The 26,927-nt window shown below is 55.6% G+C and carries 28 protein-coding genes; 19 read left to right on the top strand and 9 right to left on the bottom strand.

The genetic code is table 11. From position 1 onward, the window contains the following. Positions 1-105 precede the first annotated feature (105 nt). Positions 106-582 carry a tRNA (cytidine(34)-2'-O)-methyltransferase gene (locus tag AC6T8Q_RS16715; protein ID WP_496918920.1) on the bottom strand — a complete coding sequence of 159 codons (477 nt, stop codon included), beginning with the start codon at positions 580-582 and terminating at the stop codon, positions 106-108. Between the two features lie 168 nt (positions 583-750). Between AC6T8Q_RS16715 and AC6T8Q_RS16710 the strand changes: the two genes are divergently transcribed. The 4 genes from AC6T8Q_RS16710 (at position 751) to AC6T8Q_RS16695 (ending at position 4,501) form a co-directional block, all read left to right on the top strand. Beyond that, complete coding sequence (locus AC6T8Q_RS16710) at positions 751-1,797, top strand: Gfo/Idh/MocA family protein (protein WP_500680174.1); 1,047 nt, start codon at positions 751-753, stop codon at positions 1,795-1,797. Positions 1,798-1,973: 176 nt separating this feature from the next. After that, entirely contained in the window at positions 1,974-2,906 is a 933-nt protein-coding gene (locus tag AC6T8Q_RS16705) for a lysophospholipid acyltransferase family protein (protein WP_500680173.1), read from the top strand. 257 nt (positions 2,907-3,163) lie between these two features. After that, positions 3,164-4,072 (top strand): GNAT family N-acetyltransferase, encoded by a 909-nt coding sequence (locus AC6T8Q_RS16700; protein WP_500680172.1) that lies wholly within the window; start codon positions 3,164-3,166, stop codon positions 4,070-4,072. A 105-nt stretch (positions 4,073-4,177) separates the two neighbouring features. Then, positions 4,178-4,501: a cupin domain-containing protein gene (locus tag AC6T8Q_RS16695; RefSeq protein ID WP_500680171.1), complete on the top strand. Its 324-nt coding sequence runs from the start codon at positions 4,178-4,180 to the stop codon at positions 4,499-4,501. A gap of 19 nt (positions 4,502-4,520) precedes the next feature. On the opposite strand, the gene AC6T8Q_RS16690 is transcribed toward AC6T8Q_RS16695, so the two are convergent. Further along, positions 4,521-4,934, bottom strand: coding sequence for a VOC family protein (locus tag AC6T8Q_RS16690; protein ID WP_500680170.1), 414 nt, complete (start codon positions 4,932-4,934; stop codon positions 4,521-4,523). Between the two features lie 154 nt (positions 4,935-5,088). On the opposite strand from AC6T8Q_RS16690, the gene AC6T8Q_RS16685 reads away from it, so the two are divergent. The 4 genes from AC6T8Q_RS16685 (at position 5,089) to AC6T8Q_RS16670 (ending at position 7,575) form a co-directional block, all read left to right on the top strand. Further along, on the top strand, positions 5,089-5,301 hold the full coding sequence (locus tag AC6T8Q_RS16685; protein WP_500680169.1) for a hypothetical protein: 213 nt from the start codon (positions 5,089-5,091) through the stop codon (positions 5,299-5,301). 159 nt (positions 5,302-5,460) lie between these two features. Then, on the top strand, positions 5,461-6,948 hold the full coding sequence (locus AC6T8Q_RS16680) for an aldehyde dehydrogenase family protein (protein WP_500680168.1): 1,488 nt from the start codon (positions 5,461-5,463) through the stop codon (positions 6,946-6,948). Positions 6,949-7,084: 136 nt separating this feature from the next. Further along, positions 7,085-7,324: a hypothetical protein gene (locus AC6T8Q_RS16675; RefSeq protein ID WP_500680167.1), complete on the top strand. Its 240-nt coding sequence runs from the start codon at positions 7,085-7,087 to the stop codon at positions 7,322-7,324. 53 nt (positions 7,325-7,377) lie between these two features. Next, positions 7,378-7,575 carry a hypothetical protein gene (locus tag AC6T8Q_RS16670; protein ID WP_500680166.1) on the top strand — a complete coding sequence of 66 codons (198 nt, stop codon included), beginning with the start codon at positions 7,378-7,380 and terminating at the stop codon, positions 7,573-7,575. A 2-nt stretch (positions 7,576-7,577) separates the two neighbouring features. Here the strand turns inward: AC6T8Q_RS16670 and AC6T8Q_RS16665 are convergent, their stop codons facing one another. From AC6T8Q_RS16665 to AC6T8Q_RS16655, 3 genes are all read right to left on the bottom strand, one after another. Beyond that, positions 7,578-8,969, bottom strand: coding sequence for a trypsin-like peptidase domain-containing protein (locus AC6T8Q_RS16665; protein WP_500680165.1), 1,392 nt, complete (start codon positions 8,967-8,969; stop codon positions 7,578-7,580). A 428-nt stretch (positions 8,970-9,397) separates the two neighbouring features. Further along, the gene (locus AC6T8Q_RS16660; RefSeq protein WP_500680164.1) at positions 9,398-9,943 is read right to left on the bottom strand and encodes a hypothetical protein; all 546 of its coding nucleotides are present in this window, start codon (positions 9,941-9,943) and stop codon (positions 9,398-9,400) included. A 119-nt stretch (positions 9,944-10,062) separates the two neighbouring features. Continuing rightward, positions 10,063-11,223, bottom strand: a complete 1,161-nt coding sequence (locus AC6T8Q_RS16655; RefSeq protein ID WP_500680163.1) for a Gfo/Idh/MocA family oxidoreductase — start codon at positions 11,221-11,223, stop codon at positions 10,063-10,065. 98 nt (positions 11,224-11,321) lie between these two features. Between AC6T8Q_RS16655 and AC6T8Q_RS16650 the strand changes: the two genes are divergently transcribed. Then, positions 11,322-12,416 (top strand): PDZ domain-containing protein, encoded by a 1,095-nt coding sequence (locus AC6T8Q_RS16650; RefSeq protein ID WP_500680162.1) that lies wholly within the window; start codon positions 11,322-11,324, stop codon positions 12,414-12,416. 74 nt (positions 12,417-12,490) lie between these two features. Here the strand turns inward: AC6T8Q_RS16650 and AC6T8Q_RS16645 are convergent, their stop codons facing one another. Then, on the bottom strand, positions 12,491-12,757 hold the full coding sequence (locus tag AC6T8Q_RS16645; protein ID WP_496918904.1) for a hypothetical protein: 267 nt from the start codon (positions 12,755-12,757) through the stop codon (positions 12,491-12,493). 362 nt (positions 12,758-13,119) lie between these two features. Further along, positions 13,120-14,592: a DUF6666 family protein gene (locus AC6T8Q_RS16640; protein ID WP_500680161.1), complete on the bottom strand. Its 1,473-nt coding sequence runs from the start codon at positions 14,590-14,592 to the stop codon at positions 13,120-13,122. Between the two features lie 986 nt (positions 14,593-15,578). On the opposite strand from AC6T8Q_RS16640, the gene AC6T8Q_RS16635 reads away from it, so the two are divergent. The 10 genes from AC6T8Q_RS16635 to hpt all read left to right on the top strand — a co-directional run bounded on the left by AC6T8Q_RS16635 (position 15,579) and on the right by hpt (position 25,212). Then, the gene (locus AC6T8Q_RS16635; protein WP_500680160.1) at positions 15,579-17,630 is read left to right on the top strand and encodes a PrkA family serine protein kinase; all 2,052 of its coding nucleotides are present in this window, start codon (positions 15,579-15,581) and stop codon (positions 17,628-17,630) included. 78 nt (positions 17,631-17,708) lie between these two features. Continuing rightward, positions 17,709-18,815 (top strand): DUF444 family protein, encoded by a 1,107-nt coding sequence (locus AC6T8Q_RS16630; RefSeq protein ID WP_500680159.1) that lies wholly within the window; start codon positions 17,709-17,711, stop codon positions 18,813-18,815. A 1-nt stretch (position 18,816) separates the two neighbouring features. Next, positions 18,817-19,008 carry a hypothetical protein gene (locus AC6T8Q_RS16625; RefSeq protein ID WP_500680158.1) on the top strand — a complete coding sequence of 64 codons (192 nt, stop codon included), beginning with the start codon at positions 18,817-18,819 and terminating at the stop codon, positions 19,006-19,008. Between the two features lie 50 nt (positions 19,009-19,058). Then, the gene (locus AC6T8Q_RS16620; RefSeq protein ID WP_500680157.1) at positions 19,059-20,594 is read left to right on the top strand and encodes a SpoVR family protein; all 1,536 of its coding nucleotides are present in this window, start codon (positions 19,059-19,061) and stop codon (positions 20,592-20,594) included. Then, complete coding sequence (locus tag AC6T8Q_RS16615) at positions 20,591-21,076, top strand: hypothetical protein (RefSeq protein WP_500680156.1); 486 nt, start codon at positions 20,591-20,593, stop codon at positions 21,074-21,076. Before AC6T8Q_RS16620 ends, AC6T8Q_RS16615 begins: the two co-directional genes overlap by 4 nt. 154 nt (positions 21,077-21,230) lie before the next feature. Next, positions 21,231-21,605: a hypothetical protein gene (locus AC6T8Q_RS16610; protein ID WP_500680155.1), complete on the top strand. Its 375-nt coding sequence runs from the start codon at positions 21,231-21,233 to the stop codon at positions 21,603-21,605. A 41-nt stretch (positions 21,606-21,646) separates the two neighbouring features. Continuing rightward, complete coding sequence (gene hemQ, locus AC6T8Q_RS16605; RefSeq protein WP_500680154.1) at positions 21,647-22,492, top strand: hydrogen peroxide-dependent heme synthase; 846 nt, start codon at positions 21,647-21,649, stop codon at positions 22,490-22,492. A gap of 149 nt (positions 22,493-22,641) precedes the next feature. After that, positions 22,642-23,325, top strand: coding sequence for a uracil phosphoribosyltransferase (gene upp, locus AC6T8Q_RS16600; RefSeq protein WP_500680153.1), 684 nt, complete (start codon positions 22,642-22,644; stop codon positions 23,323-23,325). Positions 23,326-23,359: 34 nt separating this feature from the next. Beyond that, positions 23,360-24,586, top strand: a complete 1,227-nt coding sequence (locus tag AC6T8Q_RS16595) for a NupC/NupG family nucleoside CNT transporter (protein ID WP_500680152.1) — start codon at positions 23,360-23,362, stop codon at positions 24,584-24,586. 68 nt (positions 24,587-24,654) lie between these two features. Then, positions 24,655-25,212 carry a hypoxanthine phosphoribosyltransferase gene (hpt, locus tag AC6T8Q_RS16590; protein ID WP_500680151.1) on the top strand — a complete coding sequence of 186 codons (558 nt, stop codon included), beginning with the start codon at positions 24,655-24,657 and terminating at the stop codon, positions 25,210-25,212. 6 nt (positions 25,213-25,218) lie between these two features. Here hpt and cdd read toward each other — a convergent pair whose 3' ends face one another. Together cdd and AC6T8Q_RS16580 are read right to left on the bottom strand one after the other, a co-directional pair. Further along, positions 25,219-25,614 (bottom strand): cytidine deaminase, encoded by a 396-nt coding sequence (cdd, locus tag AC6T8Q_RS16585; protein ID WP_500680150.1) that lies wholly within the window; start codon positions 25,612-25,614, stop codon positions 25,219-25,221. Between the two features lie 40 nt (positions 25,615-25,654). Next, a complete protein-coding gene (locus tag AC6T8Q_RS16580; RefSeq protein ID WP_500680149.1) occupies positions 25,655-26,926 on the bottom strand; it encodes a DUF2254 domain-containing protein in 1,272 nt (423 codons plus the stop codon). Position 26,927: the final 1 nt, after the last annotated feature.

The raw sequence follows: 26,927 nt of genomic DNA, 5'->3' as shown, positions 1-26,927 counted from the left end.
AAATGGGGGTGTTCCGAAGCGAACAATCCGCGCAGACGCGAAAAAATTCGCCGTTTTTCTGTGGATTTGGGCAGAATCTACTCAAGGCGGAGACTCGGTGGTCGGTTAAACACCTTCCGACAGGCCGCCCCACTGCCGCCAAGCCTCGTAGCAGCCCAGGGCAGCTGCGTTCGACAGATTGAGGCAGCGCACTTCCGGACGCATCGGGATTCGTAAGCAACGCTCGGGGCGGGTGAGAATTTCGCCGGGAAGACCCGCCGATTCGCTGCCGAAAACCAGCGCGGCCCCTGGCAGGAACTGCGCGTCGCCGTAATTGATGGTCGCCCTTTTGGTGAAGTACCAATGATTCTCGGCGGGCAGCCGTGCCACCAACTCAGCCCAATTCTCGACGACTTCCAGATTCAGGAGTTCCCAGTAATCGAGCCCGGCCCGCCGCACCGAGGCATCGTCGATGTTGAAGCCCAGCGGTTTGACGAGCCACAGTTTCGCGCCGACGGCCACACAGGTCCGGCCGATGTTACCGGTGTTGTAGTGAATCTCGGGCTGGTAGAGGACGACGTGAAGTTGGGGTTCGTTGGGCACGGAAGTTAACCACGAAGACACAAAGGGCACCAAGGACATCAATTTATGAAGTTCCAAGTATGTCGAAACATCGCCAAATTGAATATGCTCTTTGGGCAAGTGTCGTCAAATTAAGAACTACTTTTCTTCGTGCTCTTTGAGCCTTTGTGGTGAATCGTGGGAGGTATCATGTCGGTGGGGTTTGGGATTATTGGCACGGGGATGATTAGCAAGTTTCACGCACGGGCGATCGGCGACGTGCGGGGGGCGAAGCTGGTGGCCTGCTTCAATCGCACGCCGGAGAAGGCCGACAAGTTTGCCGAAGAGTTTGGCTGCCAAGCTTATCATTCGCTCGAGGCGATGCTGGCCGACGAAAAGGTCGACGCCGTGGCCATCACCACTGCAAGCGGTGCGCACATGGAACCGGCCGTCGCCGCGGCGAAGACGGGCAAGCACGTCATCATTGAAAAGCCACTGGAAGTGACGCTCAAGCGTTGCGATCAAATCATCAATGCGTGTGAAAAATATGGCGTAAAACTGTCGACCGTGTTTCAATCGCGGTTTCACGATTCGTCGCTCAAGCTGAAGCAAGCCGTCGACACGGGCCGGTTTGGCACACTGACGTTGGGAGATGCTTATGTGAAGTGGTGGCGGTCGCAGGAGTATTACGACAGCGGCGCCTGGCGAGGGACTTGGAAACTCGACGGCGGCGGCGCGCTGATGAATCAAGCGATTCACACGGTCGATCTATTGATGTGGTTGATGGGACCGGTGGCCAAAGTGCAGGCATTCACAGCCACGCTCGCGCACAAGCGGATCGAAGTCGAAGACGTCGCCACGGCCACGCTGACGTTTGCCAACGGCGCGCTCGGCGTGATCGAAGCGTCGACGGGCGTTTATCCAGGCTATCTCAAGCGGATCGAACTGCACGGCACGCGCGGCTCGGCCGTGTTAGAAGAAGAGGACATCAAGAGTTGGGAATTCGCCGACAAGGCGCGGGGCGATGACGCGATTCTCGATGCGATGAAAAACAAAAAAAGCTCGGGGGGCGGTGCCGCCGATCCCGCCGCGATTGGCCACCACGGCCACGCCAAGCAGTTTCAAGACTTTGTGAAAGCGATCAAGAATGACACGACGCCGGCGATTGATGGCGCTGAAGCACGAAAGTCGGTTGAGATTATTCTGGCGATCTACAAATCGGCGAAGACGGGCAAGTCGGTGAAGCTGGCGGGGTAAGAGGTCTCACGCAGAGGCGCGGAGAGCGCGGGCTTCTGCAAAATCACGGGTGTTCCCGGAAAGGCGTTGCTCTCCGGCTAGCAGTATTTGCGTGACAAGCTAGCGGGGAATCGGTATTTCCGCGAATCCGTGTTTTCGGCGACAATGTTCGCTCCAAGGAAGGAGCTGCGGGGCGCATGAAGCCGGTCTTTGATTACGTTGTCTATCTCATCGTGCGGATTTTGATCTGTGGCTTGCAGGCCATGCCGCTCAAGATGCTTGCGCCGATTTGCGATCAACTTGGTTGGGTTTGTTGGAACGTACTCCGTTTTCGTAGGCAGGTCGTCGAAGAAAACTTGCTGATCGCATTTCCGGAAAAGTCTCAAGGTGAACGCGAACAAATTGCGCTCGCCATGTGGCAGCATCTGTTTTTGATGATCGCCGAGATCGCCCATGCACCGCGCAAGCTGCATCGCAGCAACTGGCGGCAGCATTCTAGCTTCACAAACATGCGCGCGGCGATTGCAGCATTGATCGACGATCGGCCAAGCGTGATTATTTCCGGCCACCTTGGCAATTTTGAACTCGGCGGCTATTTGCTGGCTCTGCATGGCTTTCCCACCCACACGATTGCCCGGCCGCTCGATAATCCCTATTTGGATCGCTTTGTGAATGAGTTTCGCGGTTCGAAGGGGCAGTACATGTTGCCCAAACATGGCAGCGGGCCGCAGATCGCCGAGGTGTTGGATCAGGGTGGGACCCTGGTGCTGTTAGGGGATCAATTCGCCAGCACCGCCGGATGTTGGGTCGAGTTCTTTGGCCGACCGGCTTCGACTCATAAAGCGGTAGCCGTGTTCTCTTTAGGAAGTAAGGCACGCACTTTGGTATCGGCGGCGGTGCGAAGGGGCGGGCCACTCTGCATCAAGATGGATATCACTGGAATCGTGGACCCGGCAGAGAAGGACTTTGCCTTGGGAACGATTCCTTTGCTCACCGAATGGTATACGAAAAACCTCGAAAAGCTGGTCCGCGATGCCCCGGATCAGTATTGGTGGGTTCATCGGCGGTGGCGTGGATCACCCGATGACCGCCAAAATCGTCGGCTTTTGCGAAAACAACATGCTGCCTGACAGGTGACAATTTCGCAAAAGCATAATTGTAGGGCCAGAATTTGCACTTCCACTTGCTACGGATGCCAACCGTGCCATAATCTGGAAAGCTGCTGAAATTTGGAACTTCAGAGAGCTCCCTCCTAATACATCCCCCCAGTCCCACCTTGGATGTCGTTCGCAACGTGTATCACCTTCGCTCGTTTCGTAACACGGATCCACCGCACTTAGCGGAAATTTGGCGCAGCCAACCGCCGCAGCGGGGGATTCTACAGCCAGTGTCGGCACCGATGTTGGAATTCGCGGTGTTCTCGAAGGCGCACTTCGATCGCAATGGTTTGATCGTTGCCGAACTCGATGGACAGGTCGTCGGTTTTGCCCACGCTGGTTTCGGTCCCAACGACGACGGCACGAAGCTCGATAAAACAATGGGCACGACGCACATGCTTATGTTGCGTGCCGGCTTCGAAGACAACGCGCTGGTGGATATGCTGCTGGCCGCGAGCGAAGAGTATTTGCGTTCGTCGGGGGCCACGGTGATTTACGCCGGTGGAATCAAGCCGCTTAACTCATTTTATTTGGGACTGTACGGCGGCAGCGAGATCCCTGGTGTCCTGCAAGCGAACAAACTGCTCCGCGAATCATGCTCGCGCCGCGGTTATAGCGAAGCTGGGCAAGTTTGTATTTTGCAAAACGATCTCGTGCGTTTTCGGCCGCCCATTTCGCGCAAAGTGCGGCAGATCGGTCGCGTCACGCGATTTGAAGAAACAGTCGATCCGTTGAGTTGCAATTGGTGGGAAGCTTGCGTGTGGGGTTCACAGCAACGCGACCGCTTCCAGTTGCTCGACAAGAACAGCGGAACGCCCATCGCCACGGCGTCGTTCTGGGACGTGCAACCTCTGTCGGCCTGTTGGGGCATCTGTACCGCGGGGCTATTCGAGTTGGAAGTGCTGCCCGAGTGGCGGCGGCAAGGCTGTGCCTCATTTCTCTTGGGCGAAGCATTTCGCCTCTTACGCCGTCGCGGCGTCGCCACGATCGAGGCCCAGTGCATGTCGACCAACGAACAAGCACTCGCCTTCTATCAAAGTCTCGGGTTTATCGAAGTCGACCGGGGCTTCGTGTTCCGCAAAGGAACGTCGGTGCAAAACGGCTCGTCACGTCCGGCGCTATCGAAAGTCGCCAGCTGAGTGTAATCCCAGATTGACGTGGCTTGTCCACTCGCCTTGCGAGTATCTGATATACTGCCATCGTTAGCTGAGACCCTTTTCTAGCTCTCATCCAAGGAAATCACGATGGCTCTTGCTCACGCTGCACCTGGAGAGGTGATTGACGTTCGCCCTTTGACTGGCGCGATACCTAGTTCCAGCACCAAAACTCTCATTAAAACTGAACGCTTGGAAGTGATACGGCTCGTGTTGCCCGCGGGTAAAGTCATACCGTCGCACAAGGTCGCGGGCGAGATCACGGTGCAATGTTTGGAGGGATGCGTCGAGTTCACGACATCGCGTGGGCCAAGGATCATCGAATCCGGGGAGATGCTTTATTTAAGCGGCGAAGAAGAGCATGCCCTGAAGGGGCTTGAGGACGCCTCAGTATTAGTGACCATCCTACTTTGAAGCCCAATAAGACGATCACTTATTTCAGCGCCCAGAACCCTGGCGTGATCAACTCAACCAAGTTGTCGTCGGGATCGCGGATGTAAAGGCTTCGCGCGCCGCCGGGCCAGTTGACGATGCTTTCGATGGGAACATGTTGGGCAGAGAGTTCCGCTTGCCAGTCTTTGAAGTCTTCCTTGGCTATCGAGAAGGCGAAGTGCGTCCCGCAAGCCGGGCCGTGGGGCGGGATGACTCCGCATTCAAATTCCAACGGTTCTTGGGTGACTCCCGTTAGAAATAAGAGCAGCACGTTGCAGTCGGCCACGTTGAGCGCGATCAACCGTTCGCTTCGCGAGAGGATTTCAAAGCCGAAGAGCGTACAGTAGAAATCGGTCGCGCGCTGAAGATCGGCGACATAGAGTGCGGTTTCGAGGATGCCGTTGATCTTGGGCATATTGACTATTCCTGCGTAGCGTGGGGTAGATGCGAATTGCGTTTTCGTCGATTCTAAGATTTCTGCTATACTTCAGCTATGAGCAGAGTTTCTCTTACAGCCGATTAATTATTATTGAGTGCGAATCAATGGGCTCAAGAGGCAAGGAGCATACATGAATTTGAAGCAACTCAATCTCATCTGCTACACCATCTGCATCGTTTGCATTATTGCCGGGATCGTTTTTGCTCTGACTCTGATCTGGGGTGATATTAATAACAAGCTTGCTTGGAAAGGATCTCTGACGATTGGCGTCTTCTTTATTGCGTCCGCGCTCACTTTAAGCGTCAACAAAATGATTGAGCGCCCGAGCGACCGTGAACTCTAGTGTGGCTTTCAGGTCAACCGCTTTATGTCGCTAAGTTAGTTGCGAAAAATTGCAACTAGGCGACTGCTTATCCGCGATGCTAGAATGTTGGGACGCTAAACGCCTATAATTTCTTGCTTAGCGTCTTATCGAGCCATCTGTTCCCGCGGAGATTCAATCATGGCCACCGTTACCGAAAAACCGTCGTCCAAAAAAGTTCCCAAACCCAAGGTGCGCCAGTCGCAATGCTTTATCGATGGTCAATGGGTGCCGTCGGTGAGCGGCAAAACATTTGAGACGATTCATCCCGCCACTGAGGAAGTGATCGCGCAAGTGGCCGAGGGGGACAAGGCCGACATCGATCTGGCCGTGAAGGCCGCGCGCAAGCAATTCGACGGCGGCGAATGGTCGCGGATGGATGCTCGCGATCGTGGTCGCTTGATGTACAAGTTCGCCGATTTGTTGGAGGAGAATGCCGAAGAACTCGCCGCACTCGAAACGCTGGACAACGGCAAGCCGATTCGTGATTCGCGCGCCGCGGACATTCCTCTGGTGATCGATTGCATCCGCTACTACGCCGGTTGGGCTGATAAGATTCATGGCTCAACGATTCCCATCCGCGGTAACTATTTCTGCTACACCAAGCGCGAACCAGTCGGCGTGGTGGGGCAGATTATTCCTTGGAACTTTCCCGCGCTGATGACCGCCTGGAAATGGGGGCCTGCGCTGGCTGCCGGTTGCACGATCGTGATGAAGCCCGCCGAGCAAACACCGCTCACCTGTTTGCGGATGGCACGGCTGGCTCAGAAGGCGGGAATTCCCGACGGCGTGATCAACGTCGTGCCGGGTTACGGTCCCACGGCAGGTGCGGCGCTTGTCGCGCATCCCGGCGTGGACAAGATTGCATTCACCGGCGAAGGCAACACGGCCAAGATTATTCAACGCAGCGCGCTCGAAACCATGAAGCGCGTGACATTCGAACTCGGTGGCAAGAGCCCAAATGTGGTGTTCTCCGATGCGGACGTCGATGCCGCGGTGGATGGAGCGCACTTCGCACTGTACTTCAATCAGGGCCAGTGCTGCTGTGCGGGGAGCCGATTGTTCGTGGAGGACGAGATTCACGACGAATTCGTCGATCGTCTCCAAGCGAAGAACAAGGCTCGCAAGGTGGGTGATCCGTTTGATCCCGAAACCGAGCAAGGCCCACAGGTCGATCAGGCCCAGTTTGACAAGATTTTGCAGTATATCGAATACGGCAAGAAAGATGGCGCGAAGCTCGTCAGCGGTGGAAAACGCCATGGTGACAAAGGCTTCTTCATCGAGCCTACGTTGTTCACCAACGTCGAAGACGACATGCGGATCGCCAAGGAAGAAATCTTCGGCCCCGTGATGAGCGTGCTGAAATTCAGCGATCTGGATGAGATTGCCCGTCGTGCGAATGGCACGCAATTTGGTTTGGCCGCCGCCGTGTGGACCCGTGACATCGGCAAGGCGCACACGCTGGCCTCGAAGATCCGCGCGGGCACCGTGTGGGTCAACTGCTACGACGTCTTCGATGCAGCTGCGCCGTTTGGCGGTTTCAAAGAAAGCGGCCTAGGCCGCGAACTGGGCGAAGCCGGCCTGGCGGCGTACACGGAACTTAAGACCGTGACGGTGGCGATGAGCTAAGGCCAACCATTACTAATCTCAAAGGCCGTTGCCGGTTAAAGTCGGTAGCGGCCATTTTTGTTGATGTGTTCGCCGCCTAACACTATGGTATAATTTAAGGCTGAGAAGGCTTTTTCCATTTGCGAGGGCTACGACCATGACACAAATTACCGTTGATCCGTCGATTCAACAAATGCTTGGAGGAATGTCGTCGCATATCGAGTTGCGAGACACCGACGGTCACGTGCTTGGTCATTTCTTGCCCAAAGACGAGTACGTCAAGATGCTCTATGCCAGCTACAAATGTGATTTGAGCGAGGAAGAATGGGAACGCCGGAGAGCGGAAACTGGCGGCTATACTTTGGAAGAAATCTGGAAGCAACTGGGCGTCAAATGAAGTGGACGGTGACATACAGGCCGTCTGCTCGTGACGAATTGGCTACTCTCTGGATGGATGCACTCGATCGAAACGCTGTCACGACAGCTGCTGAAACGATCGAGACTCAATTGCAAACAGATCCCTTAAACACTGGTGAATCGCGCGGCGGCAAACGACGCCTGGTGATTGAGCCACCAATTGCCATAGATTTTCAAGCAGAAGCCGAAGACATGCTTGTAACTATTATTCGCGTTCTCAATTGGAACTGAATCTACCGCACGGTGCCCGTACGATTCGCCACTTCCATCTGGGCGAAGTGGGTCTTGTCGCCGCGAACGATGTAGAACTTGAGTGACCCGGCTTGGGAGAGCGTGTCGGCGTGGTCGACTAAGAATTGCACGTCGGCTTGTGAGACGGTGGTCCAGCGGTGGAAGCGAACGAGAATGTCGCCCTCGCGAACCCCTTGGCGGGCGGCGGAACTTTCAGGCTTCACCGAGACAACTCGCATGCCCCCTTCGTAGGGCAACGATTTTTCACGGAAGCCTTCGGCGGGTTCTTCTTCGAGAATCAGCCCGAGCGTTTCCCAGGTGGCTTGATCGAAGGTATTGGCTGGTTCGCGTTCTTTCACTCGTGTGGGAGCACCTGTCTTGCTAGCGAGTTGCAGGTCGACGGTCATTTCCTGGTTGTCGCGAACAACTTGCACGGGAATCTTTTCACCGGAGCGCCGTCCCAGCAAAGCTCGCTCGATGTCCATCGGACGGCGGATTTGGGTGCTGCCGATGCTTTGAATCAAATCGCCGCGAGCGATGCCGCAAACCTCGGCGGGGCTATTGCGGTCGACGCGGGCAATCGTCACCGGGCCAGCTGTGTTTAACGTCAGTGCGGCCATGCCGTGCCAGTTGTTATCAAGCTGCTCGATGCTTATCAGCTTTGTGGCGACTTCCAAGGCATTGTCTACGGGAATCGCAAAGCCAATCCCTTGCGCCCCGGCACGGACGGCGACGTTCACGCCGATCATTTCGCCGTCGATGTTCAGTAGCGGGCCGCCGGAATTGCCGGGGTTGATGCTGGCATCGGTTTGGATCAGATCAAGATATTGTTGAGTTTCGTTCACCTGCACATTGCGGTGCAGTTGGCTGATGATACCCGTGGTGACCGTGTTTTCATAGCCAAAGGCATTGCCGACGGCGACAACCGTCTCGCCGGTCATCAGATCGCGGGACGAGCCAATGTTGATCACCGGCAGTTCAAACGATGCATTGATACGGATAATCGCCAAATCGGTTTGGGCATCGCGGGCCACAATCTTGGCGACGAAGGCTTGGCCGGTGGAAAGTGTCACGTTGATCCGCTTCACGCCATCGACGACGTGGAAGTTCGTGAGAATGAAGCCCCGGGGATCGATGATCACGCCGGTGCCCATGCCGTTGACTTGCTTGGAAACCTGGCGTGAGGATTCAGTGGTTTCGACAACTGACTTCTGGCCTTGGATATTGACGACGGCGGGGCTGGCGTTGCGAACCGCACGCACGATGGGCGTCATGCGGGCACTTTCGGCCGCGCTCGCGAGTTGCACCGAACAGGCCAATCCCAAAATGGCGAGCAATCGCAGGCCGGCGGGAAACAACTTCAGAACGGCGTCGCGGGAGCGCAGGTCGTGCATGTGGGTCGTCCGAATGAGGGTACTGGCACGCCGACGCGCCATAATGCCGGGCCGACAATCTGCGGGGAAAGTCGGTGTTAGACAGAAGCGTTGATCGGCCAGCCGTCACGGGGCGCTTAAACGCTACGACCGGCCTCCCTCATAAAACCCCCAGATTGTCAGTCGTGGAAAACACGGCTCAAGTTGTGGGGCGGATAGGCCGGTCACGAAAATTGTGCTGCGATTCAGCCGTGATCAGAGTTGGCCCTAACTGTGGCTGATCTTGAAAGCTGTGGCTGACCTCTTTGAGGTCGGAGATTGCCAAGACCGATGGCGGAGACCTCAGCCCCAGAAAAGAGCGAGGACGGAGAAAGACCGAGGTCACAGACCTCGGCTACAGTCAAAAGCTGTAGCCGACATCTTTGAGGTCGGTAGGTTTGAGAATGAACTCAGTCGTGAGGCTCGACCACGAAGTAGCGGCCCCAGCCGGCGTCGACCGAGCCGCGCATTTCCACCGGGGCACACGTGTTGACGTTGGCCATGATCGGCTGCGTCGGAACCGGCAGAAACTCGGGTGGCATCTGAGGCTGAAATTTGACGGCAGGAGGTCCCACGGCGATCATGCAATGCTGGTGCTTCAATGCTAGCAGGCGAGCGTGGGCTTGGCAGATGCCACAGCGACCTAAGCCGCCGCAGGTGCAACCCGCCAATCGTCCGCGAATGCCACAGCCGTTGTGACAGCCACCACCAGGGGCGCAGCAAACGCCATCACCGCAATCGCAACAATTGCCGCCACCGCCGTATTGACCACAGCCGAGTACGCTATCGATTGCGCAGCCGCATTGGTTCGTGCCGCAGGCAATTGGTGCGCAGCCGCTGATCCCAGCCGCCGTCAGCATGAACGCTGAATATAGCAAGACGCGTTGAAACACGGCCCCCCCTGTTTCGGATAACGGGGCAAACGGCTGGCTCGGCCCCCCAAGGTCGCGAGCCAACGGCATTTTCCCCTAAACGCAAAATCGGCACGCGACGGGTGACAACTTTTGTGTAACCGTTAAACTCGGGAAGAGGGTGCTAGCAAATCGTGTGCGGCACGGCATCGGGACGATGCAGGTTAACGACCGTTGTTCGGCTTTTTCAGTAGTAGCTTGGGTGCGAACTGTACGAGTAGAAAGAGGGCGAGTAACCCCAACAGGCCGATGGCCCACCAGTTTTTGGCGAATTGCAGGCCCAGCAGATCTCCAAACCAACCGGCAAAGATCAGTAGTGGCGGCAAGAGCAGCAGCACGAAGCAGCCCACGGCTGACATCCGGCCACGGAATGATAACTCTTCGGTGAGTTGCTGATGATGGACGTCGATCATGCGTCCACGGCGGAGGCTGATTTCAATCGTGTCGGTGAGCTCCATCGCGCGGAGTGCCGCGAGCCACGTGGTGCGCGAACGCATTTCATCCACCGCGGTGACGAATTCTTTGATGCAATGCGTCGCGGCCGTGGTGGGAAGCAATTCGTGAGGAATTGAGGTTTCGAGCGAGCGAAAAACGCTGCTTTTATCAAACTCAAATCGCACGCGACCCTTTTGACCCACGAAGGTGAGCGTTGGGTAAGCTGATTGATCCGCGGGACCCACGGCCCAGCGAATGGGGACTTGGCTTTTGCCCAGGAGTTGAACGCTCAAACCCGAGTAGGTCGCCGCTTCGTCGGGCGAGCCAAGCGCGCCGAGGCGATCGAGCGGTCCGGCGATCTTGTCCAAGAGTTCCACATCGCGTGCGAAATGCCACAAGACTTTGTCTTTGGAACGGTCGTCCAGCGGACGGTCGCAGATGAATTGCTCGATGGGGCCCAGCTCGGGATGCCCTTTGTGAATCCAACTGGCGAATTCTTCGATGCGATTGGTTTGAGCCACCAGCGGATTGAAATGCCACAGGACCGCGCCACTATCGAGCCGGGCCATGTCGATTTCGTAATAGGTCAGCACCGATTCGTGCAGCGGAAACGTAGTGAGCAGTGGTATGCCGATGCGGACGAGCTGGATGACTTGCTCGATCCGGCGAGCGGAGGGAGCATCGCCACGACCCACGATGACGAAATCGCAGAAGTCGCGGTCGAACAGTGCTTCCCAGTCGTCGGCCTGATCGGCCTCGGCGAGCCAGGGGTGGGTCGCCCGGTCGACCTGGGCGACGTCGCCATACCAGACAATTTCGTGGCCCAATTCCGCGGCACTCGCGACGAGCAGGCAACTTTCGGGATCGGCGCCTAGCAGGGCAAATTTCATGTCTGCGAGCGTAATCGAATGGGCAATTTAAATAAAGAGACCGCGCGAGACGAAATATTGGTCGCGGACAAAAACGCAGAAAGTGGTACAATTACGACATGCGTAATCTCTTGTTTTCCTGCCTTGTGACGCTGGCCTCCGTGGTGCCGGGCCCACTGTGGGCCGAGCCTGCGCCGGTTCAGGAATCGTCCCCCAATTCCGAGAGCGAGATTTCCTGGTGGGTCGGCGAGCTCGACAGCGAACTGTTCGATACTCGCGAAAGGTCGCAAAAACGGATCACCGAAGCTGGAATTCCCGCGATTAACGAGGTCGTGGAAGCGGCTCGAAACGGCACGCTGGAAAGCTCGACCCGGGCGCTGAATATTTTGCTCACATGGTCGGAAGCCGAAGACGCCAAGTTGCAGGTTGCGGCGCTCGAAGCACTGGCGGGGCTGGACAATCGCCCCAAAGAAGCGGCCATAGCCAAAGAAATGTTGGCCCAGGTGCGCGAGAATGTCGCGCTCAAGGAGATCGCGAAACTAGGGGGCTCTTTCCAAGTTGGCGTGCAGATCAACGGAATGATGATTACACGCCCCGACCACAGCATTCAAATTGTGATTGGCTCGGAATGGAACGGTGGCGTTGAAGGGCTTGAACATCTGACGCAAGTTCCTCATGCGGTGCTGGTTTGTTACCATTCTGCTCCGCTCGGTGATGAGGCGTTGGAAGTTTTGGAGCGGATGCCGCAATTGCTACGCGTGGAACTTTATGGCGCGAAGCAAATTACGCCGGAGGCCATCGAAAATCTGAAAGGTAAGATTAAGGCCACGGTCGACGTGGGGAGCGGTGCCTTTCTAGGTGTGCAGGGGATGACCTCTGGTAATCAAGCCATCGTTGCGAAGGTCGTGGCCGAAAGTGCCGCCGACAAGGCGGGCATTCGAGAGAACGACATCATTGCCAAGATCAACGGCGAAGAGATCAAAGATTTTTTGGCGATGAAAGACCTGATTGCCCAACACGAGCCTGGGGATTCCGTGATGTTCACCATCCTGCGGCCGCGGCCGAACGATACACCGGAAACGCTTGAACTCAAAGTGACGTTCGCCCAATGGGGCATTAAAGGTGCGGGGGCCGTGACACCGATCAACATGGGTCGCGAAGTGAATACGTTGCCGAAAGTGGATCTGCATAAGTTTCGCTTGGATCGACGGTAATACAGCGGCGTATTTGTATGAAAAAACCCACGGCTTGCGCCGTGGGCTATTGCTGTTCGATAAAGTGTCTTTGCCTAGACGGCCAGATGCGCGTCGATTTCTTTTTCCAGTTGAGCGATCTGCTCGCTGGCGCGGAATTGGTTGGCCAAGAGTTCGCGGCCCTTTTCGGTCCAGACGCCGATGCTGCGCAGCGGGGCGTTCGACTGGGGACAAAGAAACGTGACTTGCTTGGGAGTGAGCGATTGAATCTCAACGGCGTCGTTCCGGCGGACAAATTCCACCGCGAACGCCACGTGGCGATTATTCTCTTCGTCCTCCCAATGGGTTTCAATCGTGTGCATGAATCTCACTCCAAATGACAATGTTCGGTTGCGGCCTCTTCTCGGTGAACTCTCACCTGGCCTTGATAAACAACTGAGTGTAATCACGGCTTCGGCTTGCCGCAGCGCCGAAATTACCCAAATTTCGCGACATTGAGGAAATTACCCGGGTCGCTAGGGGCAGACGGCAAGTGCTGGCAATTGCTGCGTGATATCACCGGAAGATGAATAATCACGCCTAGGCGCGAAAAGGCAAACTCAAAGTCATCCTGAGGGAGGCTCGTCGACCGAAGGAACTGTTTCGCACTATCTCCACTTATGGATGACTTGCTGAGACTGATACCAGATTCTTCTGTCGCCTAGGCTCCTTCAGAATGACTTGATTACTGAACCCGATCAACAAACATCCAGCCATTGTCGGCCACGGAAAACAGTGGCCGGTGGGGGCTGGTGTTTCCTTCGCGAGCCGTGCGGCCCCAATGCCAGACCAGGTTGATGCCGATGTTCCATGATTCTTGCGAGACGCCCGCAAGGCCCGCATCTTCGTCGGGAATCAGATAATTGAAGCCGGTTTGCACGGACCAACGATCGTTGAGCGGAGCATAGAAGTCGGCACCAACGATGCCTTCCCCTTCGCTCGAACCGCCACCCCAGATGCGACCCTGGTTGCCACCGCGGAAGTTCCAACGATAGAAGCCGCAATACTGGCCGACCGTTTCGTATTCAACAACGTTTACACCGTTGAACGACGTCCCGCTGTTGGTGGGGCTTGCCCCCCAGAAACCGATTTCCCGGCCTTTTGGGGTCTTGAGGCTCAACTCGTAACGGACTTGGTGGAGCGAAACGCTTTCGTCCAAGTCGTCGTGCATCGAGTCCCACACCACACCGAATTGCAAGCCGGTGCAAGTCCGACGGAAGAGACCGGCAGTGATAAACTGTTGGTCACGGCTGTCCGTCGAAGTTTCAGTACCGGAGAGACGACTTTGCAAGGCTTGATAGCCTAATTGATAGTTCAGTTCAGGAAACATGAAACCGATGAACGGGGCGCGACCGCTGAGGTTGATCCCCTCTTGGAAACCAAAGTTGGAATCGCTCCGGCCAGCAGGAATGAAGTCACGCGGACCGCGGAAACCGTGGACACCACCCCAGGCGCTGACGTCCTTCAAGCGAGGCAGACACACGGGGAAGCACCAGTAATCGGGCCCGCGGGGACGAACGGCATCACCGCAACCCGCTACACCACAGCTTGGCTCGGCACAGCCGCAGCCGGGGTCCGTCATGCCGCAGCCCGGATCGATCATGCCACAACCGACTCCGCCACGCATGCAGGAATCGCATTGGCAGCCGCCCATTTGCTGTGGACCCATGGCCATCTCGGAATAGCCGCCCATATCACCTTGCATCGAAGGATCCATACCCGAGCCATCGACGTACACGGGCTCTTCCCAAGTTTCCGCTTCGGTGGTCATGGGGAGTTCTTCGCTTTGAGCGCGACGAACTTGAGTGTCTCGTCGCACGGGTTGTTTGACGACTTTTTTCGTCGCAACCGGAACGGCTGCTTTTTGAACCGGTGCCTTGGCGGCAACTTTCTTGGGAGCCGGCTTCTTCGCAACGGACTGAGCAACAGGTTGCTCGGCTGCTCGTTGTACCACAACTGGTTGCTTCACCGGTTGTGCGACGGCTTGCGAAGGCGCGCGGAATTTTTGTTGGCTGGTCGTTGCCGAGGATTCGCCAGCGCGACCCGGACGTTGAAACCGGAGCGAATTATCTTGGGCACTGGCCGTGGCGATGCAGAGCATCGTCGCGACGAAACTAGTGAAGAGAAGCTTAATGCTGCAGAGTCGTGAGCTAGTCATCGATCGCCTCTCAGGCCACCAGCGTGAGTTTTTCACGTTGGTTTTGCCTTGGAGATCGACGCAGCAGGTCGTGGCTTGGATAAATGCCAGCACCGCTTGCGTCTCGGTAGCCCCCCCGAGAACAAAACGTGTAATGAGGTTATCGACCCGCTACGACAGGAACTTTGAGAAAACTTTGCACAACCGTTCAAGTTTTCCTTTTGGGTGCCAGCACCGGTTGGAATTTATGTTTCGTCTTGAGATTCCTGCGATTTCTTCAATGAAATTGAATGTCGCGAGTGCGATAATCGAGTCAAATTCCAAGTTATTTTGGCCTGATCTTGCATTCCATTTTCGGATTTTGCTCGGCCACAAATTGTTTGCTAGCAATAGTTTGCGAGTGGTGTCTGCTGTCTCGACGAGTATCGCGCCAAGAAACTCAACACGAAGTCGATGTTGCCTGCATTGAAATCGGAGTCGATACTGGAGATAGAGACAGCACAATAACAAGCCAAATGTTGTGCTCGCTCTCGCGGGCACCGCCAGACGACGACACGCCCCACCCGGATAGAGAAATTCTCCACGCTCTTTGCCAACCTTCGCTTAGGTCCGCCCCCTCGCTTGTAAGATAGGGCCCGGTCAGTTTACCAACCCTGCTTACGAGTCTCGCGCCGCTCGGCATCACGATCTTGATCGCCGACTCCCCGCCTTGGCCAACTTTGCCCGACTGCTTTTGTTGGCCGTTCGCACCCGCTCTCCCCGCAGTGTGAATTGATCGCGAGAACCCGAATGGTTGGGATGTGTCTCTAAGTGTCCGCGCAAGGACGCGCCCAGTTGAACGAAGCGCTGTTGAAAACCATACCCGATGAAGGAGACCTACGTCCCCACGACTGAATCACTATTCGCTTTCCTAACATCCCCTTACCAACCCAGAGCCACAGAGAGGAATCCGCGTCACGCCGACCTCCGATACAGCGGGGGCCACCGTCGCGCCAAGGAGCATTACGATGGTCAATGGAAGTGAAATCATCTCGATCATATCGCAACGTCAGGACCGCGACCAATTTCGCCGTAAGAATTGGGTCGGTACCTTCGAGGAATATCTAGACATCGTTCGCGAAAACCCCAAGGTGACGCGGACCGCTTATCAGCGCATCTACGACATGATCCTCTCGTACGGCGTGGACGTTATCCAAAAAGGCCGCGAGAAGGAGCATCACTACCACTTCTTCGACGACCCCACGAACGAAGGTCACGACGCCGTGTATGGCTTGCGGGGACCGTTGCATCTTTTGGTGAACGCGCTCAAGAGCGCGGCCTATGAATATGGCATCGAGAAGCGGGTGTTGCTGTTGCATGGTCCCGTGGGAAGCAGCAAGAGCACGATCGTGCGGCTGTTGAAGCAAGGTTTGCAGCGTTACAGCGAATCAGATGAAGGCGCGCTCTACACTTTGGGTTGGGTCGACGACGAGGATCCCGAGGAAGTGCATTGGTGCCCGATGAACGAGGAGCCGTTGCACCTGATTCCCGAGCGCTTCCGCGAGGGCGTCGCGACGAGTCTCAATGAAGGCCACAAAGAAGGCGATTTCAAGGTTCGCATTCGCGGTGAACTCGATCCGTACTGCCGGTTTATGTACCAGCAGCGGCTGAAAAAGTACGATGGCGACTGGACCCGCGTGATTCAAGATATTCGCGTGAAGCGCGTGATCTTGAGCGAAAAGGATCGCGTCGGCATCGGCACGTTCCAGCCCAAGGACGAGAAGAACCAAGACGCTACGGAACTGACCGGCGATATCAACTATCGCAAGATCGCCGTTTATGGCAGCGACAGCGACCCGCGGGCGTTCAACTTCGACGGCGAATTCAACGTCGCGAACCGCGGGATTATCGAGTTCGTGGAAGTGTTGAAACTCGACGTGGCGTTCCTTTACGACTTATTGGGCGCGAGCCAGGAGCATCGGATCAAGCCGAAGAAATTCGCGCAGACTGATATCGATGAAGTGATCATCGGCCACACGAACGAGCCAGAATATCGCCGGTTGAAGAATAATGAGTTCATGGAAGCGCTGCGTGACCGAACGGTGAAGATCGATATTCCGTACGTCACGACGCTCGAACATGAGAAGCTGATCTATGAGAAGGATTACAACGCGGAGACGGTGAAGGATCGGCATATCGCTCCGCATACGATTGAAATGGCCGCGATGTGGGCGATTCTCACGCGATTGGAAGAGCCAAAGCACGCTGGTTTGACCCGCTTGCAGAAACTCAAGCTGTACAACGGCAAGAGTTTGCCCGGCTTCACCGAGGAAAACATCGCCGAGCTGCGCGAGCATGCTCACAACGAAGGGCTCGTGGGAATCTCGCCGCGGTATGTGCAGGACAAGATCTCCAACGCGTTGGTGGCACATCCCGAAGCACGTTCAATCAATCCGTTCATGGTGATCAACGAATTGGAAAGCGGGCTTAAGCATCATAGCCTCATCAACGACGAGGAATTGAAGCAGGAATACCGCGATCTCTTGGGCGTTGTGAAGGAAGAGTACGAAAACATCGTGAAGCTGGAAGTGCAGCGGGCGATTGCCGCCGACGAGGATGCGCTCAAGCGGCTGTGCGGCAACTACATCGACAATATCAAAGCCTACACGCAGAAGGAAAAAGTGAAGAATCCCTTCACCGGCCAGAATGAAGAGCCAGATGAACGGCTCATGCGTTCGATTGAAGAGAAAATCGATATCCCCGACAGCCGAAAGGATGATTTCCGCCGCGAGATCATGAACTACATCGGCGCGCTTTCAATCGACGGCAAGAAGTTTGATTACAAGACGAATGAACGGCTGAACAAAGCGCTGGAATTGAAGCTCTTTGAAGATCAAAAGGATTCCATCAAGCTCACGAGCTTGGTTTCCAACGTGATCGACGAAGATACCCAAAAGAAAATCGACGTGGTCAAAGGCCGGTTGATTCGAGATCACGGCTACGACGACGAAAGTGCGACCGACGTGTTGAACTACGTGGCGAGCATCTTCGCGCGGGGTGATGCTAAAGAGAAGCATTAACCTCTAATAGCCGTCGGCGCGAGCCGATGGACCCATTGCTTGCGCGACGGGCTAGGGTATGGACAAGAGGATTGACCAATGGTGATGGACATTGAACGCGATCGACGCCGGTTTAAGCAAATCGTCCGCGGACGAATTCGGCAGAATCTGCGCAAGTACATCACTCATGGCGAAATGATCGGCCGCAAGGGACGCGATGCGGTGAGCATCCCCGTGCCGCAGCTCGACGTGCCGCATTTCAAATATGGCAAGAACGGTTCGGGTGGAGTCGGGCAAGGTGACGGCGACGTTGGCGATCCGTTGGGAAAAGGCGAAGGTCAAGAAGGCGCCGGCAGTGCGGGGAGCGAGCCAGGTTCGGGCCACTTGATGGAAGTGGAGGTTTCACTCGACGAGTTGGCGCAAATGCTCGGCGAGGAATTGGAACTGCCGCGGATTCAACCCAAAGGCACGGCCACGATTGAAAGCGAAAAAGCCAAGTACAACAGCATCCGCCAAACGGGCCCGGAATCGCTCAAACATTTTAAGAAGACTTATCTGCGGGCGATCAAGCGGCAGATTTCGACCGGAACATACGTCCCCGACAATCCGAATGTCGTGCCGATCAAGGGCGACAAGCAGTATCGCTCGTGGAACGACGTGCCGCTGCCGGAAGTGAATGCGGTGGCGATTTATTTGATGGATGTTTCGGGTTCGATGACGGACGAGCAAAAGGAAATTGTGCGGAACGAAGCGTTTTGGATCGATGCCTGGCTCAGTCACCAATACAAGGGAATCGAGAAGCGGTACATCATTCACGACGCCGTGGCGAAAGAAGTCGACGAACACACGTTTTATCACACCCGGGAAAGTGGTGGGACGCGGATCAGCTCGGCTTACAAGGTGTGTGCTGACTTGATTGAACGCGATTTCCCGTTATCGGAATGGAACATTTATTGCTTCCAATTTTCCGACGGCGACAACTGGGGTGACGACAATCGCGTGGCGTTTGACATTTTGGGACAGAAACTCCTCCCCGCGGTGAATGCCTTTTGCTACGGGCAGGTTGAAAGCCCGTACGGTAGCGGCGATTTTATCGACGCCTTGCAGAAGCAATTCGCGAATCATCCCTCGTTAATCCTTTCAGAAATTCCTGACAAAGAAGCCATCTATCAATCGATCAAGACATTTTTAGGGAAGGGCAAGTGATATGGTGAACTCGGCTGAAACAATACACCGCTATCGGGTGCGGGTTGGTCATTTGGAAGTCGTGGTGATCGCGCACGATGAAGTCGAAGCAATCGCGCTCGCGCGGCGGGAGTTCGCTCGTGAGTTGCCACGATTTTATGACTTGATCCGTGCGCTGGAGTCGACGCGATTTGAGTTGCAGAAGGCTGCGTAGATGTAATTGAACCGCTGGCTTCCGCCTGCGGCTAGCACTGAAGTATCAACATGGCATTAGCGGAACTCGGAAATTTGACGCCGGAACTGGCCGCGATCCAAGTGGAGATCGAAGGTTATGCGGCCGCTTATGGCCTGGATTTCTATCCGACAATATTCGAGTTGATCGACGCCGATCAGCTGAACGCAATCGCCGCTCGCGGTGGTTTTCCCACGCGCTATCCGCACTGGCGGTTTGGGATGGAGTACGAGCAGCTCAGCAAGGGCTATCACTACGGGCTGCAAAAAATCTACGAGATGGTCATCAACAACAATCCGTGCTACGCCTACTTGATGCGGAGCAACGGCTTGATCGACCAGAAGCTGGTGATGGCTCACGTGTATGGGCATTGCGACTTCTTCAAGAACAATCAGTGGTTTGCCCACACCAGCCGCAAGATGATGGACGAGATGGCGAATCACGGTAACCGGATTCGCCGCTACATGGACGAAGTCGGGATCGAAAAGGTGGAAAGCTTTATCGACACCTGCCTGAGCATCGAGGACTTGATCGATATTCACTCGCCGTTCATCCGCCGCCGCGACGATAAAAGCCGCTACGACTTTCACGGCGATGCCAAGGAAGAACGACGTGGCCCGGCGAGGTTTGAGGCTAAGGATTACATGGATGCGTTCATAAATCCTCGGCATCGGATGCAGGCCGAAGAAGATGAAGAAGCTCCACCGGTGCGCAAATTTCCCGAGCGGCCGGAACGAGACGTGATGTTGTTCCTGCTGGAGCACGCGCCCCTCAATAGTTGGCAGGCCGACGTGTTGGCGATTTTGCGCGATGAGTCGTATTACTTCGCTCCGCAGGCGCAGACCAAGATCATGAACGAAGGTTGGGCCAGCTACTGGCACTCAACGATCATGATCCGTCAGGGGCTGACCGGGGCCGACATTATTAATTACTGCGACCATCACAGTGGCACGCTGGCGAGTTCGCCTACGCAGTTGAATCCCTATAAGGTGGGTATAGAACTGTTCCGCAACATTGAAGATCGCTGGAATCGAGGCGCATTTGGTTCGGAGTACGAAAATTGTGACGACCACCGAGTCCGCGAAACCTGGAACACCGATGCGGGGTTGGGCCGCAAAAAGATTTTTGAGGTTCGTCAGATTCACAATGACCTGACGTTTATCGACGAATTTTTGACGTTGGAATTCGTTCGCGAGCACAAACTGTTTCGTTTTGGTTACAACACGCGCAGCGACGTCTATGAGATCGAGAGCCGGGAGTTTCCCAAGGTCAAACAGCAACTGCTCGAAAGTCTGACCAATCGCGGCCGACCGAGGATCGCCGTGGTTGACGGCAATTACAAAAACCGTGGCGAGTTGTATCTGGAACACAAATTCTCGGGTGTCGAGTTGCAGATGGATTACGCCCGCGACACGCTCGAAAATTTGCAGCGGATTTGGGGCCGGCCGGTCCATTTAGAAACGTGTCTGGAAGAGACCCGCACCGTACTGTCCTTTGACGGTTCGGACCACGAGATCGAAAAAGGAGACATGATTGATTTGCTCGACGAAGCGGAGGGGGGGATATGAAACTCCGCGACGATTTCTTGCAGGAATTACGCAAACTCATCGGGCAGACACAGCAGCGTGTCGTGGCAACGGATGGACCGCGTACCGTGAAGTGCCGCGTCGAGCAGTGTGATGGCCTGAGTGCTTCGGTGTGTGATTTCACGCTGGAAACAGCGGAACTTGCCCACGCCGATATCGCGAAACTGCAAGCAGCTAGTCGGGCGCTGTGCCTGCGGGTGACCTATTTGCTCGAACCGATTTCGCCTATTGAAATCGATGCGACGGGGTGTGTGGTGCAGATGCGCAGCAATCCCCCCCATAAAGATGATAACGGGCTGAAGTACTACGAGCTCACCCTACGCCGTGGCGGGTGTGTGTCGTTGTGCCGCTATGAGAAGCAACCGGCGAACCCACGGGCGATCGTGCCCGCGACGTTGACGCATGAGGTGCTCGCCCGTTTGGTTGAAGATTTTGATCGAGCCGTGGTGGAGGTGACTACTTAACGCTCTTATCTTAGCCGCAGGCGGGAGCCAACGGTTTACAAGTTACCACCGCTGGCTGCCGCCTGCGGCTAGGATGAAGACAATTAACGAATCCTATTAAGATTTTGCTTTTCGTTAACTAGCCAACCCGAGGAGCCGAATTAAAATTAAAGATATGCAGAGTTACGAAAGCCCACTTAATGGCGATCTCAACTGGGCCCTCATCGAGGGAAGCATGCATTTCGAGGGCAACAGTGCCGTGCATCGCACGCTGCGGCGGTTAGCCGGGCGTGTCGAAGCCAATCCCGTTAAATGTGGCGGCATCGATTACGTGATCGCCGCTGGGATGGCGCTCTTCTCTGACGGCTGTCGCCGTGTTTATGGCTTTTCTCAGCAACTTGCGCAAGGAATGAACTTGTGCAGCCAACAAATCCTTGAATTCTGCGTACACAAAAGTAGATACGCTCCTTGTCCTGCGTTGAGTGGATCTTGCCTCGAACTTTCTAACCCCTTACCACCATTACGGGAGATTTGTTACGATGCGGACTGATTTTGCTCACTTGCTCCAATTGCTTCGTCGACTTAGCCATCATGAGCCGCCCGCACGTTACTTCAACTCCTACCGAGATCTCTTTAGCGCCTGCCGCGGGCGGATGGCATTGCAGCCATCTCTACTACTCGTGGAATCGCGCCGCTCTCGCGCGGATGGACCGAGCGGAACGCTCCGCAGCCACTGCCGCAATAATTGCAGCACTAGACCCCGCGGCTGAAGACGCTCCGCTGCGATTGCAAACGTCGCTGGTCAGTGGCCACAAGGCCGATTTCGGTTTGATGCTGATGGATCCCGATCCATTGAAAGTGGAACGGGTCAATCAACGACTTCTCGCATCGCCCTTGGGCCAGGCGCTCATTCCCGGCTACTCGTTTGTTTCGATGACCGAGATTAGCGAATATGTTCCCTCGGTCGAGCAATTCGGTCAGCGTTTGATTGCCGAAGGGGAAACGGCCGACAGCCCCACCTACGCGGCGAAGGTCGAAGGCTATGCCAATCGCTTGGCAGGGATGAACAAGCAGCGGCTCACGCCCGACTTCCCGGCGTATCCCAACACGTGCTTCTATCCGATGAACAAGAAGCGCAAAGTGGGCGAGAACTGGTTCACGCTCTCCAAGGAAGATCGCAACCATTTGATGAGCGAGCACGCCCGCAGCGGGATGGCCTTTGCGGGGAAAGTGAGCCAGCTCATCACCGTTGGTTTGGGGCTCGACGACTGGGAATGGGGCGTCACGCTCTGGGCGACCAAGCCTGAGTATCTCAAAGACATCGTCTACCGGATGCGCTTCGACGAAGCGAGTGCCCGCTATGCTGAGTTCGGGCCGTTCGTGGTGAGCTATGTCTGCACCCCCGCCGAGATGATCGAGCATTGCCAGGTGGGTTAAAGTGTAGCGTTGGTGTTGATTGCCACGACTCCACGAGTTGCGGATTTCAGCGATTCATTGAATCGCGGCCATTGCTGCTTTTCACCGCAGAATCGCACGATTAGAATGGGGCCACTCGTGCACCTCCGCCCGTTGTCGAGGATTTCCCCATGCCCAGCAGTACCTTGGACAAATCTATGGACCTCCCGGCCAGCCAAATCGGCGGCGTGACCGTGGTCGATCACCCGCTTGTGCAAGTGCATCTCACCAAGCTGCGGAACAAGTTCACTCACCCCTCGTTGTTTCGGGCGTCGGTTCGGCGACTCGCCGCGCTGATTGCGTACGAAGCCACGAAGGATTTAAGTCTCGAACAGACCCGCGTGGAGACGCCGCTCGAAGAAACCGATGGCGTCGAGTTGGCCGAGCGCGTGGGGTTGATCCCTATTCTGCGTGCTGGATTGGGAATGGTGGATCCCGTGTTGGATTTGGTTCCCACGGCGGAAGTGTGGCACTTGGGTTTGTACCGCGACGAGGAAACGGCCCAGCCGGTGCGCTATTACGACAAGTTGCCGGAGAAGTCACCGGTCGACGTCGCGATTGTGCTCGATCCGATGTTGGCCACGGGGGGCTCGGTCATGGCGGCGCTCACGACCTTGCGGGCTTGGGGCGTGAAGCAAGTGAAGGTCGTTTCACTGATCGCTTCACAAGCAGGGGTCGATGCCGTGGCGGCGGAATTTCCAGAGGCACAAATTTTTGTCTGCGTGGTCGATCCGATTCTCAACGACCGCAAATACATTGTCCCGGGGCTAGGCGACGCCGGTGACCGCATTTTCAACACCGTCCATCCACACTAATTCTCAACGTGCGGCCTAGCTCCGAGATCGATTTATGCAAAATCTGACAAGCGTGTTTGGCATTGTGGCGATGATCGCCCTGGCCTGGTTAATGAGTTCGCACAAGGATAAGTTCCCTTGGCGGACCGTAGTGAGTGGCTTGGCGCTGCAATTTGTTTTTGCAGTCATTTTTCTCAAGACATCGCAAGGGGAATGGCTTTTTGAGCAAGTCGACTTCATTTTTGTGTCGCTGCTGAGTTGTGTCGACGCGGGGACAAGTTTCGTCTTTGGTCCTACCTATGCCGACCATTTCTTTGCGTTCAAAGTGCTGCCGACGATCATCTTTTTCTCGGCCTTCATGTCGATCTTTTACTACTACGGCGTGATGCAGAAGATCGTTGGTGTGATGGCCATCGTCATGCAGAAAACGATGCGGACTTCGGGGGCAGAGACGCTTTCCGCGGCAGCGAATGTTTTCGTTGGCCAGACGGAAGCTCCCTTGGTGATCAAGCCTTATATTAGCAGCATGACCATATCGGAACTCAATGCCGTCATGATCGGTGGCTTCGCAACGATGGCGGGGGGCGTGCTGGGGGCCTTGGCTTCGATGGGCTTCGATGCTGGCAACTTGTTATGCGCGTCGATGATTTCGGCCCCGGGTGGTTTGTTGTTGGCGAAGGTGATTCAACCCGAGTTGGACGAGCCCAAGACGATGGGCTCGCTGAAGATCGATATCAAAGATGAGAGCGCCAACGTGTTGGAATCGGTCGCCAACGGCACCGTGGGGGGGCTGCAACTGGCACTCAACGTCGGAGCCATGTTGATTGTCTTTCTGGCATTGATTGCCGTGATCAATGGATTGCTCGGCTGGATCGGTGGCTATTTCGGCTTTGTCGATGCCAATGCTTGGTCTCTCGAAGCGGGGCTCGGCAAGCTGTTTTGGCCCATCGCTTGGCTGATCGGGATTGAAACCAACGACTGCGCTGCTGCTGGTCAGTTGTTGGGTTTGAAAATGGCCACCAATGAATTCGTGGCCTACGGTCAATTGGCCAAATTCAATACCCCCGACAGCACGATTGAAATCAGCCAGCGTTCGCGTGATATCATGATGTTTGCCTTGTGCGGTTTTGCCAATTTTAGCTCGATCGGCATTCAGCTCGGCGGAATCGGTGGCATTGCTCCGGATCGGCGGGGTGATCTCGCCCGTTTGGGGCTGCGAGCCATGCTCGGCGGGACCTTGGCCAGTTTTATGACGGCTTGCTTCGCCGGGCTATTGCTGTAAAAACAAGTGTTCCTCGAAGGCATGAATCTCAGCAATTTCGGCAATTTTAGCACCAAGGATTGGCGGACATGAAAACTCTATTTGACAAAGCAACCTTGCATCGCGGCGTTGCCGACATGGCGGCCAAGATCGAGGCCAACTACGAAGGCCGCCAGTTGACGATTGTCGGCGTGCTGACGGGGAGCGTCGTGTTGCTTGCCGATCTGATCCGCTTGATCGAGCAGCCGATGCGCGTCGGGGTGATTCAAGCTTCCAGCTATCGCGGGGCCACGACCGAACGCGGTGGGTTGATTATCAATTCCGAGTTGATGCTCGATATCTCGGGCCGCGACGTGTTGTTGGTCGACGACATTTTCGATACCGGCCACACGCTCAAGAACGTCGTGGAAAAGCTGCACGAGTTTGAACCGAAGTCCGTGAAGTCCGCCGTACTTCTCCGAAAGCATGGTCGGCAAGAAGTGGTTTACGAACCCGACTTCACAGCGTTTGATATTCCCGATGAATTCGTGGTGGGGTACGGCCTCGATTACGAGGACATGTACCGCAATCTGCCCTACCTCGCGGCACTTGAGGATGAAGACCTTCTGAAGCATCAGGAAATGTCCCGCGAAACGCACGCGCTTTAGACGGCGTTATTTCTTCTCGAAGTCGAACTGCTCGGGTAGCAGCACGTCGAGCGATGTCTCGATGATGTGCGACGGGATATCGGCGTTCACCTGTAAAACTTTCATGTCGCCGCCAAACTCGCACAGGAATTGTCGGCAGGCCCCACAGGGTGAGGCCGCGGCTTCCGTAGCGACAGCAATTGCCGTGATCATGCGATGCCCTGCGGCCACAGCCGAACCTACGGCAATGCGTTCCGCGCAGATCGTGAGCCCGTAGGAAGCGTTCTCGACGTTCGTCCCAGTAAAGATCGTGCCATCTTCGGTGAGTGCGGCGGCCCCTACAAGAAACTTGGAATAGGGCGCGTAGGCGTTCTTGCGAACTTCCAAAGCAGCGTCGATGAGTGGTTGAAAGGCGTGGTTCATGGGGAGAGTTTCCTCTTACAATTCAGGGAACGAGACAGAATTAGTTGGAATTTAAACTTTCAATTTCACTTGCTACTTCACGTAAGGCCGAAATTTCTGAATCAATTTGCATCGCTTGTTCGCTACGCTTGAAGGCGATACGGGAAACTCGTGCCGCGTTGGCCTTGTAGCGATCATCCCCCAACTGAGCCAGAGCCAGCAGAGCCTTCTGCAAACGCAATTGCACTTCGATCATGCCGGCACCATCGCGGGCCAAGCTCAAATAAACGTCATCAAAGAGATCGTCAATTTCTAAGGGGGGCACGAACACCTTCGGATATGGAAGATCATCTTCGTCAACATCCGTTGGGCAATCGCGCCACTGTGCCAGCAATCTGACTCCGCGGCCGATGACGTCGATGGCCGTTCCAGGATCGTTAACGGCCGGAGATAAGGCCCTTGAGCCGATCTCGGCCAAGACGGCCAGTCCAAATCTGGGATCTTGGTCAAAGCTTCGCTCGTCGGCGATGGTGAATGCCGAGCGAAGCTTTTGTGCTGCTTCCTCATCATCCACGCCCTGCAAACAAAATAATTTGCGAGCAGGATGAACAAACGTTCCTGGCAGCGACATCAAGTAAACGAGACAATCGTGATCGTCCGCGAACGTCGATAACTGTTGAACGTCGATATGCTGAATATAGCCAATCGTTTCCGGAAAGACATCAATGAGCGACTTATGTGCTGGAAGGTCCGTTGTTAATGGTCTGCCTCCCAAGCAGGGATGATCAATTCGCCCTTCAATCGCTTTCGCGGTTGCATTTTCAACCCGGTCGGTTGTCTCGCCAACGCGGCCCAGGCGAGAGAGGTGATCAATCCACCGCAAAATCGTCACCACGATCAGAATAACGACGCCGACCGTTACAATAAACAAAACAACCCGACCACGATCTCCATACGCGCCGGTACTCAACGCGATCAGCCCCACAAGACTATACAGGAACGTGCCAATAAACGTGGCCAAGGCGTTCTGCGTCGTGGTGTCCTGCATGAGCAACTTGGTCGCGCGTGGTGTCGCGTTGCTCGTTGCCGACGCATAAGCGGCGACCATCACGCTAAGCGAAAACGTGGTCACCGCCAACATGCTCGAAGCAAGAATATTGAGAATATTATCGACGGCATCGGCGCCGATTTTCCCCGGAAGTTCCCACGGCAAATGATCTTCGGCAACGATGGAAATCAGGGCGGTCACGACGCCGAGTACCGCAAAGAGGGTCGCACGGACCCACAGCTTGCGCGATACCTGCAGGAGAATCCATCGCCACTTAGAGATCATG

The organism is Bythopirellula sp., from assembly GCF_041737835.1.
In the GTDB taxonomy this organism is placed as follows: Bacteria; Planctomycetota; Planctomycetia; order Pirellulales; family Lacipirellulaceae; genus Bythopirellula.
Note: the sequence above shows the minus strand (reverse complement) of the source record. Positions and strands in the feature narration are given on the sequence as shown.

Bases quoted from the DNA above. Each gene is read 5' to 3' on its own strand.
- AC6T8Q_RS16680 (WP_500680168.1), top strand. From the start codon at position 5,461: ATGGCCACCGTTACCGAAAAACCGTCGTCCAAAAAAGTTCCCAAACCC.
- AC6T8Q_RS16655 (WP_500680163.1), bottom strand. From the start codon at position 11,223: ATGAAATTTGCCCTGCTAGGCGCCGATCCCGAAAGTTGCCTGCTCGTC.
- AC6T8Q_RS16710 (WP_500680174.1), top strand. From the start codon at position 751: ATGTCGGTGGGGTTTGGGATTATTGGCACGGGGATGATTAGCAAGTTT.
- AC6T8Q_RS16630 (WP_500680159.1), top strand. From the start codon at position 17,709: ATGGTGATGGACATTGAACGCGATCGACGCCGGTTTAAGCAAATCGTC.
- cdd (WP_500680150.1), bottom strand. From the start codon at position 25,614: ATGAACCACGCCTTTCAACCACTCATCGACGCTGCTTTGGAAGTTCGC.
- AC6T8Q_RS16595 (WP_500680152.1), top strand. From the start codon at position 23,360: ATGCAAAATCTGACAAGCGTGTTTGGCATTGTGGCGATGATCGCCCTG.
- AC6T8Q_RS16705 (WP_500680173.1), top strand. From the start codon at position 1,974: ATGAAGCCGGTCTTTGATTACGTTGTCTATCTCATCGTGCGGATTTTG.
- hemQ (WP_500680154.1), top strand. From the start codon at position 21,647: ATGAGCCGCCCGCACGTTACTTCAACTCCTACCGAGATCTCTTTAGCG.
- AC6T8Q_RS16580 (WP_500680149.1), bottom strand. From the start codon at position 26,926: ATGATCTCTAAGTGGCGATGGATTCTCCTGCAGGTATCGCGCAAGCTG.
- AC6T8Q_RS16690 (WP_500680170.1), bottom strand. From the start codon at position 4,934: ATGCCCAAGATCAACGGCATCCTCGAAACCGCACTCTATGTCGCCGAT.
- AC6T8Q_RS16615 (WP_500680156.1), top strand. From the start codon at position 20,591: ATGAAACTCCGCGACGATTTCTTGCAGGAATTACGCAAACTCATCGGG.
- AC6T8Q_RS16685 (WP_500680169.1), top strand. From the start codon at position 5,089: ATGAATTTGAAGCAACTCAATCTCATCTGCTACACCATCTGCATCGTT.
- AC6T8Q_RS16625 (WP_500680158.1), top strand. From the start codon at position 18,817: ATGGTGAACTCGGCTGAAACAATACACCGCTATCGGGTGCGGGTTGGT.
- hpt (WP_500680151.1), top strand. From the start codon at position 24,655: ATGAAAACTCTATTTGACAAAGCAACCTTGCATCGCGGCGTTGCCGAC.
- AC6T8Q_RS16675 (WP_500680167.1), top strand. From the start codon at position 7,085: ATGACACAAATTACCGTTGATCCGTCGATTCAACAAATGCTTGGAGGA.
- AC6T8Q_RS16650 (WP_500680162.1), top strand. From the start codon at position 11,322: ATGCGTAATCTCTTGTTTTCCTGCCTTGTGACGCTGGCCTCCGTGGTG.
- AC6T8Q_RS16610 (WP_500680155.1), top strand. From the start codon at position 21,231: ATGCAGAGTTACGAAAGCCCACTTAATGGCGATCTCAACTGGGCCCTC.
- AC6T8Q_RS16695 (WP_500680171.1), top strand. From the start codon at position 4,178: ATGGCTCTTGCTCACGCTGCACCTGGAGAGGTGATTGACGTTCGCCCT.
- AC6T8Q_RS16670 (WP_500680166.1), top strand. From the start codon at position 7,378: ATGGATGCACTCGATCGAAACGCTGTCACGACAGCTGCTGAAACGATC.
- AC6T8Q_RS16620 (WP_500680157.1), top strand. From the start codon at position 19,059: ATGGCATTAGCGGAACTCGGAAATTTGACGCCGGAACTGGCCGCGATC.
- upp (WP_500680153.1), top strand. From the start codon at position 22,642: ATGCCCAGCAGTACCTTGGACAAATCTATGGACCTCCCGGCCAGCCAA.
- AC6T8Q_RS16645 (WP_496918904.1), bottom strand. From the start codon at position 12,757: ATGCACACGATTGAAACCCATTGGGAGGACGAAGAGAATAATCGCCAC.
- AC6T8Q_RS16640 (WP_500680161.1), bottom strand. From the start codon at position 14,592: ATGACTAGCTCACGACTCTGCAGCATTAAGCTTCTCTTCACTAGTTTC.
- AC6T8Q_RS16635 (WP_500680160.1), top strand. From the start codon at position 15,579: ATGGTCAATGGAAGTGAAATCATCTCGATCATATCGCAACGTCAGGAC.
- AC6T8Q_RS16665 (WP_500680165.1), bottom strand. From the start codon at position 8,969: ATGCACGACCTGCGCTCCCGCGACGCCGTTCTGAAGTTGTTTCCCGCC.